Source organism: Nocardiopsis deserti (genome assembly GCF_008638355.1).
Lineage (GTDB): Bacteria > Actinomycetota > Actinomycetes > Streptosporangiales > Streptosporangiaceae > Nocardiopsis > Nocardiopsis alborubida.
This window is the reverse complement of the sequence record NZ_ML703347.1, coordinates 31765-49848: the sequence shown is the minus strand read 5'-3', so window position 1 is coordinate 49848 and position 18084 is coordinate 31765. Positions and strand designations below refer to the sequence as shown.

The 18084-nt window shown below is 72.3% G+C and carries 14 protein-coding genes; 9 read left to right on the top strand and 5 right to left on the bottom strand.

Annotation, left to right across the window (positions count from 1 at the left end; all coding sequences use genetic code 11):
* The first annotated feature begins 32 nt into the window (after positions 1-32).
* Positions 33-737 carry a class I SAM-dependent methyltransferase gene (locus FYW99_RS00210; RefSeq protein WP_150248548.1) on the top strand — a complete coding sequence of 235 codons (705 nt, stop codon included), beginning with the start codon at positions 33-35 and terminating at the stop codon, positions 735-737.
* 83 nt (positions 738-820) lie between these two features.
* Here FYW99_RS00210 and FYW99_RS00205 read toward each other — a convergent pair whose 3' ends face one another.
* Both FYW99_RS00205 and alr read right to left on the bottom strand, forming a co-directional pair.
* On the bottom strand, positions 821-1873 hold the full coding sequence (locus FYW99_RS00205) for a D-alanine--D-alanine ligase family protein (protein WP_150248545.1): 1053 nt from the start codon (positions 1871-1873) through the stop codon (positions 821-823).
* Positions 1866-3074 (bottom strand): alanine racemase, encoded by a 1209-nt coding sequence (alr, locus tag FYW99_RS00200; protein ID WP_190394500.1) that lies wholly within the window; start codon positions 3072-3074, stop codon positions 1866-1868. Before alr ends, FYW99_RS00205 begins: the two co-directional genes overlap by 8 nt.
* Before the next feature lie 102 nt (positions 3075-3176).
* Here alr and FYW99_RS00195 point away from each other — a divergent pair, with 102 nt between their 5' ends.
* Together FYW99_RS00195 and FYW99_RS00190 are read left to right on the top strand one after the other, a co-directional pair.
* Positions 3177-3833 (top strand): response regulator transcription factor, encoded by a 657-nt coding sequence (locus FYW99_RS00195; protein WP_150248542.1) that lies wholly within the window; start codon positions 3177-3179, stop codon positions 3831-3833.
* 500 nt (positions 3834-4333) lie between these two features.
* Positions 4334-6694 carry a trehalase-like domain-containing protein gene (locus tag FYW99_RS00190; protein ID WP_190394499.1) on the top strand — a complete coding sequence of 787 codons (2361 nt, stop codon included), beginning with the start codon at positions 4334-4336 and terminating at the stop codon, positions 6692-6694.
* Positions 6695-6797: 103 nt separating this feature from the next.
* Here FYW99_RS00190 and FYW99_RS31620 read toward each other — a convergent pair whose 3' ends face one another.
* The gene (locus FYW99_RS31620) at positions 6798-7382 is read right to left on the bottom strand and encodes a hypothetical protein (RefSeq protein WP_190394498.1); all 585 of its coding nucleotides are present in this window, start codon (positions 7380-7382) and stop codon (positions 6798-6800) included.
* A 471-nt stretch (positions 7383-7853) separates the two neighbouring features.
* Here FYW99_RS31620 and FYW99_RS00180 point away from each other — a divergent pair, with 471 nt between their 5' ends.
* Positions 7854-8186 (top strand): hypothetical protein, encoded by a 333-nt coding sequence (locus FYW99_RS00180; protein ID WP_150248539.1) that lies wholly within the window; start codon positions 7854-7856, stop codon positions 8184-8186.
* 242 nt (positions 8187-8428) lie between these two features.
* Here the strand turns inward: FYW99_RS00180 and FYW99_RS00175 are convergent, their stop codons facing one another.
* A complete protein-coding gene (locus FYW99_RS00175) occupies positions 8429-9025 on the bottom strand; it encodes a GNAT family N-acetyltransferase (RefSeq protein ID WP_150248536.1) in 597 nt (198 codons plus the stop codon).
* Between the two features lie 210 nt (positions 9026-9235).
* On the opposite strand from FYW99_RS00175, the gene FYW99_RS00170 reads away from it, so the two are divergent.
* The 5 genes from FYW99_RS00170 to FYW99_RS00150 all read left to right on the top strand — a co-directional run bounded on the left by FYW99_RS00170 (position 9236) and on the right by FYW99_RS00150 (position 16252).
* On the top strand, positions 9236-10351 hold the full coding sequence (locus FYW99_RS00170; RefSeq protein WP_150248533.1) for a winged helix DNA-binding domain-containing protein: 1116 nt from the start codon (positions 9236-9238) through the stop codon (positions 10349-10351).
* A 118-nt stretch (positions 10352-10469) separates the two neighbouring features.
* Positions 10470-12488: a hypothetical protein gene (locus FYW99_RS00165; RefSeq protein ID WP_150248530.1), complete on the top strand. Its 2019-nt coding sequence runs from the start codon at positions 10470-10472 to the stop codon at positions 12486-12488.
* A gap of 200 nt (positions 12489-12688) precedes the next feature.
* Positions 12689-13672 (top strand): VTT domain-containing protein, encoded by a 984-nt coding sequence (locus FYW99_RS00160; RefSeq protein WP_223838590.1) that lies wholly within the window; start codon positions 12689-12691, stop codon positions 13670-13672.
* 198 nt (positions 13673-13870) lie between these two features.
* Positions 13871-15274: a dihydrolipoyl dehydrogenase gene (gene lpdA, locus FYW99_RS00155; RefSeq protein WP_150248527.1), complete on the top strand. Its 1404-nt coding sequence runs from the start codon at positions 13871-13873 to the stop codon at positions 15272-15274.
* A gap of 264 nt (positions 15275-15538) precedes the next feature.
* Positions 15539-16252, top strand: a complete 714-nt coding sequence (locus FYW99_RS00150; RefSeq protein ID WP_150248524.1) for a hypothetical protein — start codon at positions 15539-15541, stop codon at positions 16250-16252.
* Between the two features lie 226 nt (positions 16253-16478).
* Here the strand turns inward: FYW99_RS00150 and FYW99_RS00145 are convergent, their stop codons facing one another.
* Complete coding sequence (locus FYW99_RS00145) at positions 16479-18083, bottom strand: OmpA family protein (RefSeq protein ID WP_150248521.1); 1605 nt, start codon at positions 18081-18083, stop codon at positions 16479-16481.
* Position 18084: the final 1 nt, after the last annotated feature.

Genomic DNA, 18084 nt, shown 5'->3' with positions numbered 1-18084 from the left:
TTCGGGGAGGGGCGAGGCGTTAGCGTGCGTGTATGTCCGAGACCCACAGCCCTGCCGGACCCCTCTCCTCCCTGAGGTTGGACGAGCGCCTGCGTGACACCCGGCTGTTCCTCAGCCAGGCGCTGCGCACCTTCCACGCCACCGGTTCCATCCTCCCCAGCAGCGGTGCGCTGGCACGTGCGATGGCCGAGTACGTCCGGCGCCGACCCGAACCCGACCGCCCGCTGCGCATCCTGGAGGCCGGAGCCGGGACCGGCGCGATCAGCCGCGGGATCGCCGCCGCGATGCAGCCGGGGGACACCCTGGACCTCGTGGAGGCCAACCCCGAGTTCGCCGCCCATGTGGAGGGACTGCTCAAGGCCGACCCGGTCATGTCGCGGGTCGCCGACGACTCCCGCGTGCACGCCAAGCTCGTCAACGACATGGGCACCGACCGGTCCTACGACGTGATCGTCTCGGGCCTGCCGTTCGCGAACTTCACCGTCGACGCCGTCCGGGAGATCCTGGACTACTACTTCGAGGTGCTCGAACCGGGCGGGACCCTGTCCTTCTACGGGTACCTGTACACCAAGGAGGTCAAGGCGGTCATCGCCCGCCGCGAGGACTACCTGCGCCAGGCCCGCACGAGCTGGCTGGTCCAGGAGTGGATCGACCGCTACGGCATCGGCTCCGAGAAGGTGTTCGCCAACGTCCCGCCCGCGTGGGTGCACCACCTGCGCAAGCCGGGGAAGGACTGAGCCTCCCCTCCCCCTCAGCCGACGGACCGGGCCCGCCACACGCGTGGCGGGCCCTCGTGCGTTCGCCCGGAAGAGCGCGCCCCTCAGGCCAGCGCGGTCCGGATGAGGCTGTCCAGCAGCTCGGGGTAGTCCAGGCCCGCCGCCCGCCAGATCTGGGGGTACTGCGAGTGGGCGGTGAACCCGGGCAGGGTGTTGACCTCGTTGACGACGGGTTCGGTGCCCCCGCGCAGGAAGAAGTCCACGCGCAGCAGGCCGGAGCAGCCGACCGCCTCGAACACGCCCAGGGCGAGGTCGCTCAGCCGCGACTGGAGCCCGACCGGCAGGTCGGCGGGGATGTCGAAGACCGCGTCGCCCCCGTACTTGGTGTCGTAGTCGAAGAAGCGGTCGGCCTCCGCGACCCGGATCTCCAGCGGCGGCCCGGCCTTGAGCGTGCCGTCGGGCAGCTCCAGGACGGCCAGGTCGACCTCGCGGCCGATGACGGCCTCCTCCACCAGCACCTTGGTGTCGAGCTCCCGCGCGGTCTTGACGGCGGCCTCCAGCTCCGACCAGTCGCCGACCCGCGTCACCCCCAGGCTGGAGCCGCTGCGCGCGGGCTTGACGAACACGGGCAGCCCCAGCTCGGCACGCTCCTGCGGCGAGACCTCGTCGTCCGGTCCGCGCAGCACCACGTCCCGCGCGACCGGCAGACCCGCCGCGCGCAGCAGCGTCTTGGTGGTCGCCTTGTCCATCCCGGCTGCGCTGGCGAGCACGCCGTTGCCCACGTACGGGACGCCCAGGAGTTCGAGCATCCCCTGGATCGTGCCGTCCTCGCCGTAGGGGCCGTGGATGACGGGGAAGACCACGTCCGCCTCGCCCAACGCCACGATCGCGTCGCCCAGGCCGTCGCCCGTGCGCCGCTTCCCCTCGCCCTCGGGCTCGGAGGTCAGGGCCAGCAGGCGCTCCCCGTCCAGCGCGGCGGGGTCGTCGGTGTCGGTGCCCACCACCCACGCCCCGGCGCGCGTGATCCGCACCGGGACGACCTCGTACCGGTCGCGGTCCAGGTGGGCGAGGACCGACATCGCCGACGCGCACGAGACGTCGTACTCCCCGTTGCGTCCACCGAAGACGACGGCGACGCGTGTCCTTGCCTCAGGCACTCGATATCTCCTTGCTCTGCTCGCGCGGCAGGGGCCGCGCCAGGTCCTGGTGGAGGCGGGGCACGCGCGCGCCCACGCCGGTGAGAATCTCGTGGGGGATGGTTCCGGCCCAGTCGGCCCACTCCTCGACGGTGGGCTCGCCCCGGTCGCCAGAGCCGAACACAACCACCTCGTCGCCCTCGCGCACGTCCATGCCGCCGACGTCGACCACGAACTGGTCCATGGCGATGCGTCCGGCCACGGGGCACCGCCGTCCGGCGATCCACACGTAGGCCCGGTCCCCCGCCGCCCGGGGGACGCCGTCGGCGTAACCGAGCGGGACGAGGGCGAGCAGGCTCTCGCGCGAGGTGGTGTAGGTGTGGTGGTAGCTGACGCCCGTCCCCGCGGGGACCCGGCGGACCATGGCCACCCGGGCGCGCAGGGTCATGGCCAGGCGCAGGCCGAAGCGCCTGCCCTCGACGGGCTCCACTCCGTAGAGGCCGACGCCCGCCCGGACCAGGTCGAAGTGCGTGGCGGGCTCGTTGAGGATCGCGGCCGTGTTGGCCAGGTGCCGCAGCGACGGGTCGAGTCCGGCCGCGCGCGCCTGGGAGAGAGCCCTCTCGAAGGCGGTGACCTGCTGGGCGGTGGTCGCCGCGCCGGGCAGGTCGGCGGAGGCCAGGTGCGACCAGACTCCGCGCACCCGGACCAGGCCGCCCAGTTCCAGCACACGGGCCAGACCGACCAGGCCGGGCCAGGCGTCCGGCGGCGCGCCGTTGCGGCTGAGCCCGGTGTCGGCCTTGAGGTGGACGTGCGCGACACGGCCCGTGCGCACGGCGGCGTCGGCCACGGCGCGCAGGTGGCCGACCGAGGGGACGGACAGGTCCACGTCGGCGGCGACAGCGGAGTCGAAGTCCTGGTCCGCACGGTGCAGCCAGCACAGCACGGGGGCGCGCAACCCGGCGCGGCGCAGGGCGAGCGCCTCTTCCAGGGAGGTCACGCCCAGCCAGGTCGCTCCGGACTCCAGGGACGCTCGGGCGACCTCCACGGCCCCGTGGCCGAAGCCGTTCGCCTTGACGACGGCAAGAATTTCGGAATTGGTCCGCTTTGCCATGAACCGTACATTGTGGGCGATCGCGCTTATATCAATGAGGGCCTCGCCCAGAGGTGAGGCCGGGTGTCCGGGGAGGTGGAGCGAGTGCTCCCCGGGGTCGGTCGACGGCATGACCAAAAAGTAGACACGACGCGCTGTGAACAGAGTGTGAGCGCCCCCCTCGTCACGTCCCACGACAGCGCCCGCCGAGCGCGGAGGGAGAAGGAAGAGCGTATGAGGGTCTTGGTCGTGGACCACGGAGAGGACCCCGCACAGCCGACCGCCTCATGGTTGCGGGCGGCCGGTTTCGCCGTGGACACCGCCCCGGACGGGGAGACGGCGCTGTACAAACTGGCCGTCAACGAGTACGGGGTCATGCTGCTCGAACGAGCGCTGCCGGGACTGAGCGGGAACGAGGTGTGCCGCGTGGCCACCGCCCTGCACGGTCAGGTGCGGGTTCTCATGGTGAGTTCCCCCACCAGTCCGAAGGAGCGGCTCGCCGGTTTCGAGCTGGGCGCCGACGACTACCTCACCAGGCCCCTCGACCGCGAGGAGATGATCGCCCGGGTCCGCGCCCTGGCCCGGCGGCCCGGCCGGGCCGACCCGCCGGTCCTGGAGCGGTCGGGTCTGCGGCTCAACTCCACCCGCTACGAGGCCTCCCGCGACGGCAGGCCCCTGCACCTTTCGCCCAAGCAGTTCGGGGTGCTGGAGGAGCTGCTGCGCGCCGACGGCGCCCCGGTGTCGGCGGAGGCGCTGCTGGAGAGGGTGTGGGACGAGAACATCGACCCGTTCACCACGATCGTGCGCGTCACCATCCGCTCCCTACGGCGCAAGCTGGGCGCCCCGAACCCCATCCAGACCGTGCCCCGTGTGGGTTACCGGCTGATGTGACCCGGATCCCGGGCAGGACGGGGACTTCCCGGACCGGGCTGTGGCCGGAGCCCGTCACCGCGCGCCGCCGTCCGCCGACGTGTCCCATCGCACGTCCCGCGCCGCCGGAGCGCACGCGATCCCCTTCCACCACCCGGATCCTCCGCGACGGTGGGTGGTCACGGGCTCGCCCGGATCGGGATCCGCGACCTTTGCCCTCTTTTGCGACCCATTCGTGACCTGCATCACCGGAATCTGAGGTCGCAGGTACGGGTGGGACGCGGGTAGTCTCGCGTTGACTTCTTGCGGACCGGATCTTTGCGTTCGGCACCACCTCTCGCCCGCACACACGTGAAGAGTTCCTGAGGATCCCTCTGACGTCCCCGGAAGTCCCATCCCGCGCCACAAGCCCTGGGCTCATCTTTGTGCACACCCATATCAGTGTGAACCAGCAGCATGCGCGCGGAGTCCTACAGATCATCCGATTCCCCAGGTCAACGCGGACCAACGGAGGAGGCAGCGTGACGGTCACCCAAGCGGTCGAAGCGGTTCCGGGCATTCCGGAGGACACCGCTCCCGCGCTCATGCCCGTGGACGTCAGACAACGCGTCTCCGCCCTCGCCAGGACCTCGCGGCTCCTGGTCGCCTGCGACTACGACGGCGCGCTCTCCACGGTCGACCCGGCCGACCGGCGCCCGCTGCCCGAGGCGCTGCGCGCGCTGCGCGACCTGGCGGACCTGCCCGGCACCGTGTGCGCGGTCATCTCCGGCCGTCCCCTGCGCGACCTGGCCGCGCTCTCGCGCCTGCCCGCCGAGGTGCGCCTCGTGGGCGCCCACGGCACCGAGTTCGACACCGACGTGACCATCGACCCCGCCCACCGCTCCACCGACTCCCCCTCGGACAAGGCCGCCGCCCTGGAGCTGCTGCGCGACCAGGTCGAGGCCACCGCCATCCTCTACATCGGCGGCGGCGAGGGCGAGGAGCCCGTCTTCATGCGGCTGACCGGCGCCGACGCGGGCGTGCGGGTCGGCGAGGGGCCCACCGTGGCCTCCCACCGCGTGGCCGACACCCCGACCGCCGCGGCCCTGCTGTCCACGCTGGCCGCCGAGCGCCGCTTCTGGGTCTTCGGCGAGCGCCCCACTCCCATCGAGCGCATGTCGATGCTCTCCAACCAGGGCTCCGTGGCCCTCGTCGGCCCGGACGCGCGCCTGCTGTGGTTCTGCCACCCCGAGCCCGACTCGAACGCCGTGTTCGCCGAGGTCCTGGGCGGCCGCCAGGCGGGCGTGTTCGCCGTCGCCCCCGCCCACGGCGGCCGCCCGCTGGGCCAGCGCTACCTGCCCGGCACCATGACCGTGCGCACCCGCTGGTCGCGCATGGACGTCACCGACTACCTCGCCCACGGCGCCCCGCAGGGGCGCACCGACCTGATCCGGGTGATCAGCGGCGTCACCCCGGCCACGGTGGAGTTCGCCCCCCGGCCCGACTTCGGCCGCGTGCCGGTGCGCATCACCCCCCAGGAGGACGGCCTGCTCGTGGAGGGCGCCGACTTCCCGATGGCCCTGTACTCGCCCGGGGTGGAGTGGGAGATCGACCACGACGGCGTCTCCGACCTCGCCCGCGCGGTCGTCCACCCGCGCTCTGAGCAGCCCGTGGTGCTGGAGCTGCGCTGCGGCACCGACTCCCTCGTGCGCGGCACGCTGCCCGAGTCCGAGCGCCAGCGGACGTCCGGCGAGCACTGGTCGCACTGGCTCGACGGGCTCACCCTGCCCGACACCGCCCAGCAGCTGGCGGCTCGCTCCGCGCTCACCCTGCGCGGCCTGTGCACCCCGTCCGGGGGCGTGATGGCCGCCGCGACCACGTCGCTGCCCGAGGAGATCGGCGGCGTCCGCAACTGGGACTACCGGTACTGCTGGCTGCGCGACGGCGCCCTGACCGTGCAGTCTCTGGTCTCCCTGGGCTCGACCGCCGAGGCCGAGGAGTTCCTGGACTGGGTGCACCGGGTCGTGGACTCGCTGCCCGGCCCGGAGCTGCTGCGTCCGCTGTACTCGCTGCGGGGCACCAACCTGGGCCCGGAGGAGGTCATCGAGTCGCTGTCCGGGTACGCGGGCTCGCGGCCGGTGCGGATCGGCAACCTGGCCGACCACCAGGTGCAGCTGGACGTGTTCGGCCCCGTCGTGGAGCTGATCGAGAAGCTGTCCTCGGTGCGCGGCACCCTGGCCGACCGCGACTGGGACCTGGTGCGGTCGATGGCCGAGGCGGTCGCCCGCCGCTGGCACGAGCCCGACCACGGCATCTGGGAGGAGCGCGACGAGCCCCGTCAGCGCGTCTACTCCAAGGTGATGTGCTGGGTGACCCTGGACCGCGCCGTCGCCCTGGCCCGCGCCTACGGCCGCGAGGTGGACCCGTCCTGGCCGGACCTGCGCGACGGCATCGCCGCCGAGGTGCTGGACAAGGGCTGGAACGAGGAGGCGCAGGCCTTCACCACCGCCTACGACGGCACCGACCTGGACGCCGCGTCCCTGCACATCGGCCTGTCCGGCCTGATCGACCCGGCCGACGAGCGCTTCCAGGCCACCGTGACCGCCGTGGAGGCGGAGCTGCGCAGCGGCCCGACCGTGTACCGGTACCACCGCGACGACGGCCTGCCGGGCGGCGAGGGCGGCTTCCACCTGTGTACCGCGTGGCTGATCGAGGCGTACCTGCTGACCGGCCGCCGCGCGGAGGCGGACGAGCTGTTCAAGCACCTGGTGGACTGCGCCGGACCGACCGGGCTCATTCCGGAGGAGTTCGACCCGGTCACCGAGCGGGCGCTGGGCAACCACCCGCAGGCGTACTCGCACCTGGGCCTGATCCGCTGCGCGCAGCTGCTCGACCGCCTCTGAGCCCCGCCTGGGCGTCCGTGGGCGCCCTCCCTGGCCCGTGAGGGCCGTGGGAGCGCGCCCACGGACGTCCCGCCCGTCATCGGGCGGCGTTCGGCGGGGCCGGTCAGTGACCGGTGGGGCCCGTCTGGTCGGGGGAGCCGCCGTGGCCGGGGTACCCGCCGGGGCCCGGCTGGCCCGGGTAGCCACCCTGGCCCGGGTAACCGCCCTGGCCGGAGTGACCGCCCTGACCGGAGTGACCACCCGGGAGGGGCTGGTAGCCGGGGTCGGTCACACGGAACCACTCCTGGGCGCTCTCGGTCCGGATGAGGATCAGGATGACCGCCATCAGGACTATGCCCAGGGCCGGGTTGGAGGAGTCGGTGAGCAGGTTGAGGAGCGCGCTGGCGAATCCCAGGCCCACGACCACGAGCACGAGGTTGCGCGCCCTGGCCCCGCCCTTGCCCAGGGCGACGGCGACGTAGACCTCGAAGGCCGTGAGGGCGAGGCCGTAGAGCAGGATGGCCGCGAGCCCGCCCACCCCCATGCCCATCTCCGCCTCGACCTGCGCGCTGGGCAGACCGGCGACGGCGAGGAGGCCGAGCAGGGAGAGGGAGTAGAGGATGACGGCGAGCACGATCCTGATGATGAGGATGACGCGGACCGCCTTGAGCGGGCCGGGCATCGGGGGTGCGGGAGCGTAGGGGTTCACGGGGGAGACGCCTTCCCGGTCGGGGTCGTGAGCGGAACGAGGGATGTTTCGGACCTACGACTTCCGCGGGGGGAGAACGGTTCCCTCCCCGGGCGGAACCCGTACCCCGCCCGCGCCGACGGAGCGGGCGGCTCCCAGGGGACGGGAGCCGCCCGTGACACCGGGGGGCGGTGTTGAAGGTGGTCTCTTCCTCCCGCTCCGCGGCCCCGCCACCGGCCTCCGCCGGAACCCGGTTCCGGCCGCCCCGCGGGTCGGGCCCCGCCGTGCTGAAGCATCCCGGGTGCGCGGTCCACCCGAAGCGGGCCCGTGTCGCGCCGCGGCTCTGCGCTGATGCGGCACAAACCTGGCTGGCCAGGTAACGAGAAAAACGAGGGCGAGGGTTCCTCGTCTTCCGGAGAGGAAACACCAGCGTTTGCCACGGTGCGTGATGACTGTGGAACTCTGGGTCCTGCCCTCTCTGGAAGGAAAAACATGTCCGTTTTCTCCGGTCTGAGGCGTGCTCTGGCGACCGGTGCCGCGGCCGTCGTCCTCAGCGCCCTCCTCACCCCCGTGCCGGCCTCCGCCATGGTGCTGCGCTGCGACACCTTCACGCACAACAACGATCCCGACGTGGGCATCGCCTTCTGCACCAATCCCAGCGACCGCACCATGAGGTTCCGGGCCGTGGTCGTCTGCGGTTGGGCACCGGACGTGAACGGCAACTGGGTCACGCTGTCGCCCGGGTCCTCGGGCCAGTCCCAGGGCAAGTGCGCCATCTACAGCAGCGGTGTGGGCGCCATCGGCGTCGACGAGCGCGCCGTCTGACACCAGGGCGCCCGGACGCTGACAGTGGCGGGCCCTGGCGCGCGCAGCCACGGTCCAGGGCCTGTCACGGGCCAGCCGGAGGCGGCCCTCCGCCTCCGTGCCGCCTCCCCGTTCCTCCGCCGACACCCCCGCCGCCCGTGTGCTCGCCGGAGACCAACGGTGGATCACCACGTCTTCGCGCTCGGTCCTCCCGTCCAACCGGAGGGAAACCGGGCAGGCGGGCCCCGCCGTGAACACCGGCCTCACCGGAAGCGCGGGCCCTCCTCCAGGCGTTCGCGCACGTCCGGCCACTCGTTGCGCAGCACCGAGTAGTACACGGCGTCCCGACGGCGCCCGCCCGGCATGACGTTGTAGCTGCGCAGGACCCCCTCCTCCGTGGCACCGATGGAGCGCAGGCCGCGACGGGCCCGTTCGTTGAGCACGTCGGTCTTGAACTCGACCCGCTCGGCGCCCATCTCCTCGAAGGCGTGCCGCAGCAGCAGGTACTTGGACCAGTGGTTGACCCCCCGGCCCCGGAAGTCGCGCCCCAGCCAGGAGCTGCCGACCTCCAGCCGCAGGTCGGGCTCGGACATGTGCCCGTAGCTCATGCTGCCCGCGATACGCCCGCTCGCCCTGTCGGTGATGGTGAACGTGGAGCGCTGGCCGCCGTCGCTGGCGGCCAGGTAGGAGTAGAAGAACCGGACGAAGCTCGCCTCGTCGTCCACACGGGCCACGAAGTGCGTCCAGATATCGGAGTCCATGGCCTGTTCACGCCATCCCTCGCGGTCCGTCTCCACCAGGGGAGTGAGCAGCACGTGCTCGTTCTCCAACCGGACACGCGACTGCTCGGACCACGACATGGGCACTCCTCCGGTGTACGGCGTTATGTCCGTTGCGGATTGTAGTGTCGTCCCACGGACCGTCCGTCGAGTGGGGTCCCCCACACAGGAGCCGCCGCTCCGCCCGCCGCTTGGGGGTGCACCGGGCCGCCCCGCGCGCGGCCCCCGCCCTGTCGGAGCCGGTGGGTAGTGTGACCCCCCACTGACCGGTAATCCTGGAGGAACCGAGCGATGGCCGCCACCGACACCGTCCTCTCCCGGCGCGCGCTCAACCGCGCCACCCTCGCCCGCCAGTTCCTCCTCCAGCGCGTGGACCGGCCGGTGACCGAGGTCGTCACCCACCTGGTAGGCCTCCAGGCGCAGACCACGCACACCTGGTACGTCGGGCTCCAGAACCGGATCGAGGCCCCGTCCCCCGAGGACGTCGGCCGCCAGCTCACCGACGGCGAACTCGTCCGCGCCACACTCATGCGCGGCACCCTGCACCTGGTCACCCCGGAGGACTTCCGCGCACTGCGCCCCACGGTCCGGCCCGTCATCGCCAGCGGCCTGGCGCACAGCAGCCACGGGAGGGCCACCGCCGGGATCGACCTGGACGCCGTGGTGGACGCCGGGCGCGCCCTGCTGGTGAAGGAGCCGCTCACCTCCGGCGAGCTGGGCACGCACCTGGCCGAGCGGTGGCCCGGGATTCCCGGCGCCGACCTGGCCTACGTGGTGCGCTCCCTGCTGCCCGTCGTCCAGATCCCCCCGCGCGGGGTGTGGGGCTCCTCCGGGCCGCCCGCGTTCGCCCCCGCCGACACCTGGACCGGGCTGCCCATGGACGCCGAGCCCGACCCGGAGGCGCTCGTGCTGCGCTACCTTGCCGCGTTCGGACCGGCCACCGTGAAGGACGTTCAGGCGTGGTCGGGGCTGACCCGGCTGCGCGCGGTGGTCGACCGCCTGCGCGAGCGGCTCGTGGCCCTGCGCGGCGAGGACGGCGCCGAGTTGTTCGACCTCCCCGACGCCCCGCGCCCCGGTCCGGACGTCCCGGCACCCGTCCGCTTCCTCTACGACTTCGACAACGTGCTGCGCGGCCACGCCGATCGCAGCCGGATGCTCTCCGCCGAGGACCTGAGGCGGCTCGCCTCCCGCAACGGGATGCCGCCCGCCACGGTGCTCGTGGACGGTGATGTGCGCGGCTCCTGGAAGGTGGTCCGCACCAGGGGGAGGGCGGCCGTGGAGGTGACGCCGTTCCGGCCGTTCGGGGCCGCCGACCGCGACGAGGCGGAGGCCGAGGGGCTGCGGCTGCTGGGTTTCCTGGCGCCGGAGCGCGACGGGCACGAGGTCCGGTTCGCGGCACCCGCCTGACCGCCGCCCGCCCTGGCACACACGGACCAGTCCGTTTTGCCGGAGTTCTTTCGGTGCCCGGCTTCGACGCATGTGACCGGACCACGGACACTACGTGTGGGTATGGAAGGATTCACAGGTGACCGATGAGTTCCGTGCCGCGTTCCAACGCGTGCTCGACACCGCAGCCAGCCAGGCACCCGCGTTTCCGGCGGCCGTGCACGACGTGTTCCGGCTGTCCTCCCAGGTGCCCGTCGAAGAACTCGCCATCGCCATGGAGGCGCTGGCCCCGGTTCTGGGCGACAGTGAACCGGTCGCCGGAATCGCGGCCGACCTCGCCGTCCTGGCCGGTGCCCTCGTGGAGGCCGGAGCGCCCGCGGGACAGGTGGGACTGGAGGTACTGCGCCAGCTCGGAAGTTACGGTCAGGCCGCAGTGGCCTTCATGCACGCGTGGGACAAGACCGGCGGCGGACAGCTGCCCGCGCCCAACGACGTGTCGGCGGCCGACGAGCAGCGCGTCGAGGAGGTCCTCGGGGACAACGCCCCGCTGGCCACCGTGGGCTGGTGGACGTCCCTGCGCTACGGGCTGGCCGCCAAGGCCATGCTGGGCGACCCCGAGGTGCGGGCGGCCGTGCGCGCCGACTCCAGCGCCCTGGAGGGGCTGACCCAGATCGTGCACGCGCTGTCCACGCAGCTCAGCGAGTTCGTCGAGGTGAACGAGCTGCTGCGGATGGCGGAGGCGGGCACGCTCCTGGTGCTGGACCGGACCTCGCGCCGGGGCTTCCGGGTGCGCTTCGACGGGATCGGCGACAACTTCCAGCTGCACACGCTGCTCGCGGACGCGCTGATCGGCAAGGAGGGACGGCTGGTGCCCGGCACCCGGCCCGACCCCCGGTGGACCGCCGCGTGCCTGGACGCACCGGTGGACCCGCTGGCGGACGTGGTGCGCGGCGAGTGGGACCTGGTCGGCGGCGACGGCACGTGGGTGGGCAACGAGGCCTACCCCGGGGACATCCCGCTGGTCGAGGGCACGCGGGTGCTGGTGCTGGAGCCGCAGTCGCTCAGCCAATCCTGGCACGCGGGGCGCAGACACCAGCACATCCCGGGATCGCTGGAGGTGCTGGAGGAGCTGCGCCACGAGGACGCGGCCGTGTGGTGGACGCGGATCCACCTGGCCGGTTCGGTGCGCCATCCGATGGCGCCGCCGATCGAGCACGACGAGACCGGAACCCACCGGACGCAGGCGCCCCGTCACTTCGGTGTGGCCGCCCACTTCGCCGAGGTGGACTCGGGACCGATGTCGGCCTCGTTCCGGTCGCTGGACCCGGAGGCCGATGACGGGCTGTCCCCCGGGGAGGCCGGCGTCGCGCCCGCGGAACCGCAGTCCCCGCCGGAGCCGTGGGGGACCTCGCCGGAGGACCGGGGCGAGCCCTCCGGGACCGACGCGCCCGAACCGCACCCGTGGGCCGCCGACCCGCTGCCCTCCCGCACGCGTCCGGAACCGCCGGAGGCCCCCCGGGCCGGGGACCCACTCGCAGACCCGCTCTCGGACCCGCTCTCAGACCCGCTTTCGGACCCTCTCTCGGGTCCGCAGGAGCCCTGGCGGTCAGGAGGGCCGGCGGAGGGACCAGAGTCCTGGGGTCCTGCCCGGTCGGATGACGCCTGGAGCACCGCGGAGCCCGCCGAGCCCCTGGGCGCCTGGCGGAGCCCCGAACCCCTGGACTCCTGGACCCCCGGCGAACCCGAGGAGCGGACGGAACAGGCCCAGCCCTGGCCCCTGGCGGCGTCGGAGAACTCCTGGAGCTCCGCCGAGCCGCTGGGCGCCTGGCGGAGCCCCGAACCCCTGGACTCCTGGACCCCCGCCGAACCCGAGGAGCAGTCGGGACAGGAGGAGCGGGACCAGCCCTGGAACCCCGCGGCCTCGGAGGACCCGTTGGGCGCGTGGGGGCGGCCGGAGGCCCCGGAGGACCGGGGAACGGCGGGCCCGGCCCGCCCCCTGGACTCGGAGGATGCGGCGGACGCGGCGGAATCCGGGGACTCCGGGGACGGAAAGCGCCCCGGCGCCCGTCTGCTGCCGCCCATGCCGCCGGGAGTCTCGGACAGCTGGGCCTGGGCTCCGGGCTGGAAGTGGCCCGCGCCGCCCGGTTCCTCCGACTGAGCGCGACCCGTGGTACCGAGGAGGACGCTCCCGGCCGCGGACCGGGTACGGTCACGGGTCGGGCACGGGTTCGGTCCCGCCGGCCCGGCATCGGTGCCGCCGTATGACAGGTGTCATGCCGCGGCCCCGACGGCTCTCACACCGACCCGGTGACTCCTGCGTCTGGGGGCGGACCTCCCCGGTCAGCCAAGCTTGGGGGTATGACGACAGTGAACAACGACCGCCCGGGCGCCGGGTCCGGATCCGGACCGGAGTCCGGCTCAGAGCCCGCGTCCGAGTCCGTGACCGCGCACGCCGGTGGGGACTCCCCGCGCGCGGACGACGCGCCCCTGTCCGCGGAGGAGCGCAAGGCCGCCGAGAAGGAGGCGCAGAAGGAGGAGGCCCGGGCCGCCCTGCGCGCGATCAAGCCCTGGAAGGGCAGGGCGACCCGGCAGGACAAGGCTCTGATGGCCGCCTTCGTCGGCGTTCCCCTCTTCTTCATGGCGCTGACGCCGCTGAAGCCCTTCCTGATCGCCAACCACCCGGTCCTGCTGGAGTTCGTCACCGGCAGCAACGCGGCGATCGGCGCGGCGGCGGCGTTCGCCCGGATCGGGGAGATCCCCCTGTGGCTGGTCGTGGTGGCGGGCGTCGTCGGCAAGGTGAAGATCGACTGGCTGTTCTGGTGGGTCGGCAGGCGCTGGGGCCGCGGTCTCGTCAACCTCATCGCGCCGGGGGACAGGGCGCAGCGCTTCGCCGACCGGGCGCAGGACATGAGCCCGTGGATCATGCCGGTCGCGCTCGTCCTCAGCTACCTGCCGGGCATCCCCACCGTGCTCGTCCTCGTCGTCGCGGGCTGGACCGGGATGCGCCTGCTGCCCTTCCTCCTCCTGGACGCCCTCGGGGCCCTGGTCCTCACCGCGTCCGTGGCCTCCGTCGGCTACGCGGCGGGCCAGACCGGTGTCGACATCGTCCTGCTGGTCGACAGGTACGCCCTCTGGTTCACCCTGGGCATCGTCGTCGTCATGGCCTTTGTCCCCGTGTTCAAGCAGAACCGCGCGCAGAAGAGGGCCGTGGCCGCGGAGGAGGCCCGAGCCGCCGAAGGGGCCAGTGCCTCCGAAGGGTCCGAGGCCGCTGAGGGCGCCGAGGCGGCACAGGATGACGAGGCGGCACAGGGGAACGGGACGGCACAGGACCCGCGGAGCTGACACCGCGGGCCGGGATCTCCCGCCGCCGAGCACGCGGAACCCGCTGTGAGCAGGCGCTTCCACGGAAAGTGCCGCGAAGGAAGCGGCTGGTCACCCACGTGCCGGGGGCACCCGGCTAGGCTGGCGTTCGGCAATCCGACAACCCGGGCAAGCCGACTGCGCTGGGTGCGTCACAAACACACTCAAGGAGATCCCGTCATGGGACAGCGACACTTCGATCTGGTGGTTCTCGGCGCGGGCCCCGGCGGCTACGTGGCCGCCATCCGCGCCGCCCAGCTCGGCCTGACGACCGCCGTCATCGAGGAGAAGTACTGGGGCGGGGTCTGCCTCAACGTGGGCTGCATCCCCTCCAAGGCGCTGCTGCGCAACGCCGAACTCGCCCACCTGTTCCAGAACGAGGCCGACTTCTTCGGCATCAAGGTCGACGGCAAGGTCGAGTTCGACTTCGGCAAGGCGCACAGCCGCAGCCGCGAGGTGGCGGAGGGCCGGGTCAAGGGCGTCCACTACCTGATGAAGAAGAACAAGATCACCGAACTGAACGGCCGGGGCACCTTCACCGACGACCACACCGTCGAGGTCAGCGGTGAGGACGGCACCACCGAGACCGTCACCTTCGACCACGCGGTGATCGCGGCGGGCTCCTCCACCAAGCTGCTGCCCGGCACCGAGCTGTCCGAGCGGGTCGTCACCTACGAGGAGCAGATCCTCACCGACACCCTGCCGGAGAGCATCGTCATCGCCGGTGCGGGCGCCATCGGCGTCGAGTTCGCCTACGTCCTGGCCAACTACGGCGTGGACGTGACGATCGTGGAGTTCCTCGACCGCCTCGTGCCCACCGAGGACGAGGAGGTCTCCAAGGAGCTGGGCCGCGCCTACAAGAAGCTGGGCGTCAAGGTGATGACCTCCACCCGCGTGGAGTCGGTCGAGGACACCGGCGAGGGCGTGCGCGTCACCGTCAGCAGCAACGGCAAGGAGCAGACCCTGGAGGCCGACAAGCTCCTCCAGGCCATCGGCTTCGCCCCCAATGTGGAGGGCTACGGTCTGGAGAAGACCGGCGTGGAGCTGACCGACCGGGGCGCGATCGGCATCGACTCCCGGGGGCGCACCAACGTCCCGCACATCTTCGCGATCGGCGACGTCACCGCCAAGCTCATGCTGGCCCACACCGCCGAGGCCATGGGCATCGTCGCCGCGGAGACCATCACGGGCGCCGAGACCCAGGAGATCGACTACCGGTTCATCCCGCGCGCCACCTACTGCCAGCCGCAGATCGCCAGCTTCGGCTACAGCGAGAAGGAGGCGCGGGAGGCGGGCTTCGACGTCCAGGTCGCCAAGTTCCCGTTCATGGCCAACGGCAAGGCGCACGGCCTCGGGGACACCCGCGGTTTCGTCAAGATCCTCTCCGACGGCAAGTACGGGGAGTTCCTCGGCGCGCACATGATCGGCCCGGACGTGACCGAGTTGCTGCCCGAGCTGACCCTGGCCCAGCAGTGGGACCTGACCGTGCACGAGGTCGCGCGCAACATCCACGCGCACCCCACGCTCAGCGAGGCGGTCAAGGAGGCCGTGCACGGCCTGGCCGGTCACATGATCAACATGTGACGCACCGGTCGTCTTCGGCCCCGCCGCTCCGGAAGGAGGGCGGGGCCGCGACGTGTCCGGGCCGAGGCGCGCGGCGCGGGCGGACCGGGCCGGCGGCACACCGCCCCGTTCGGCGCGGACCCGCCAGCCGGACGGGCGGAGGCACCCGTCATCGGAGGCGGGCGGCGACCGCTGCCGCGAGCGCTCCGGGGACTTGCTAGGTTTCGTGTGTCCCCGCCGGATCCCCACCCCGGACCCCGGTGCTCCCCCGACCGAAAGCCATCCATGCGCCTGATCCCGTCCACTCCCCTGTCGTGCCTGGGCACGGCCGTCGCCGCCGCCGTCGTCGGAGGGTTCGTCCTCGTCGGCTTCGGCGTGATCGACCTCGACGAGTTCGATATGGACCTGTCCTTCGGAGACGGCGTGGACCTGCCCTTCGGGGATGGTGAGGAGGTCCCCGAGCAGGCGGCCGGAGCCTCGCCCAGCCCGGAGGAGGAGCAGCCGGAGCAGGCCGCGCCGGAGTACGGACTGCCCGAGTCGTGCGCGGCCGCCGGTGCCGCGGAGGTGGTCGGCGACCTGGCCCCGGGCCAGGTGCTCACCGAGGAGGTCGGTGAGGTGGAGGGTGTCGACGGCGCCGAGCAGGTCGTGTGCTCGTTCGGCGACGGGAGCACCGGGCCCGGCGCGTCCTCGTTCACGCTGGTGTTCACCCTGAACGCCGACCCGAGCACCAACCCGGACGTGGTGCGGGTGCCCGGGGAGCAGGAGCAGATGAACTGGGAGGTGGACATCGACGTGGACGTGGACACCTACCACACCGAGGAGTCCGACTCCCTGGGCGGCGACCTGGAGTACGTGGGCACCGTGGACGGCTCCAGCCGCCACCTGTACCTGGCGCTGCCCGACGAGCTGTACGTCACCGCCATCGCCTACGGCGAGGAGGTGCCGCGCGAGGACCTGGAGCGGGTGGTCATGCTGGCCGCCGAGCGCATCCGGGGCTGATCCGCGGCGCGAACGACCGAGGGGGCCGCCGGTGGGCGGCCCCCTCGCGTGTTCCCGGACGGTTCCGGTGTCCCCCGGTGCGGTGATCGGAAGGGTTCACCGTCCCGCTCTCTTCGCCGTGATCTTGTACCTGTAGCGAGCTTCGAGCGCCGACATCGACTATAAGTACAAGATCATCGCAGGCCAGAACCCACACCTCACACCGGCAACAGTTCCGGCCAGCCCGCTAGTACTCCACGGGGATCTCCTCGAACTCACCGAACGGGCCCGCCCGCAGGGTCAGCTCCTCCACGTCCACCGGCGGCGCGGGGAAGACCGCGACCAGGCTGTAGGTGTTGTCGGGCTGGAGCGTGTGGACCTCCTCGGCGAAGCTGCTGTAGCGCCCCTCGCCGAAGTCCATCTGGGCCACGTAGCGCACCAGGCCGCTCTCCGGCTCCAGCAACTGGAAGCCGCCGAGCGTGCCCTTGTTGAACTGCTCGGGGCCACCCGCCTGGATGGCCTCCTGCCCGCCCATGTCGGGCATGGTCGGCTCGTCGGTGGTGTTGGTCAGCGCCACGGTGCCGATGACGTACGCGCCGTCGCGGCGCAGCGGGTAGACCTCCAGGCGCACCCCGTCCAGCTCGCCCTCGGCCACCACGGACCCCGGGTCGTCGTCGTAGGGCGCGGGCCAGGTGACGTTGCGCTGGGCGGCGCCCAGGCCGTCGTCGTCGTACTCCTCCTCCTCCGTGGCGGCCACAGTGGTGTTGAAGACGTAGGAGAACTCCACGCGCCGGTTGCGCGCCCGCGCCTCGTCGTCGTCGGGGCCGCCCTCGCGGGCGATCGGCTCGCGCTCGCCGCGGCCCTCCACCTCGAGGGTGTAGTCGGTGCCCAGCTCCTCGGCGAGCAGGTCGCGCACGCTCTCGGCCCGCTGCACCGACAGGTTGTCGTTGTAGGCGTCGTCGCCGATGCTGTCGGTGTGGCCGATGACGGTGATGACGGGATCGTCGGGGTCGACGTTGCGGGCCAGGCTGGTGGCCGCGCGGCGCACCACGTCCTCGGCCTCGGAGGTCAGGTCCGAGCGGTCGAACTCGAACATGACGTCGGAGTGCAGGGAGATGATCTCCCGGTCGCCGTCACGGGTGGTGGAGGCGATCTCGGAGTCCACGAAGCTCTGCACCCAGCCCTCGTCGGCCACCGCGTCCCCGTCCGGGCGGCGGTTGGCGAAGGTGAGGTTCTCCCCGCTCGGCGGCGGGTCGTCCGGGGTGAGGTGGTCGGCCCCGTTGGGGTCCTGCGGGTCGGCCCGCTCCTCCTCCACGTCCACGACCGGGATTCCGGTCATGGCCCCGAGTCCGCTGCCGACGAACGTGACCTGCCCGACCTCGTCGGGCAGGCGCGGGAAGTAGCGCACGTACTCGTTGGTGACCCCGTCGTGGACCGGGTAGAGGCCGTCCTGGTTGGGGCTCTCGGAGCCGTACTTGAGGCCCTCCTCGTCCAGGAACTGCCGGTAGACGCGACCGGTGAGCGGGTCGACCAGGGTGTGGGCCATGCTCATGTTCCGGTTGGGTCCGGTGAACTCGTCGAGGTAGGTGACCTCGTAGTACATGACGGTGTAGTCGTCGGTGCGCTCCAGGCCGGTGACGGCGAAGCGCATCTCGTTGTCCCGACCGGTGTCCTGGAAGATGCGGCCCTCGCGGACGTAGGGGAACTCCTCCCTGACCTCAGGCGGGCCCGAGGCGTCTCCGAACGTCTCGGACCACCAGTCGGACACCCCCTCGGTGACCGTACAGCCGCTGAGCAGGAGGCTGCCCGAGACCGCCAGCGCGACCAGGGGTAGGGGCGACTTCCTCGCCATG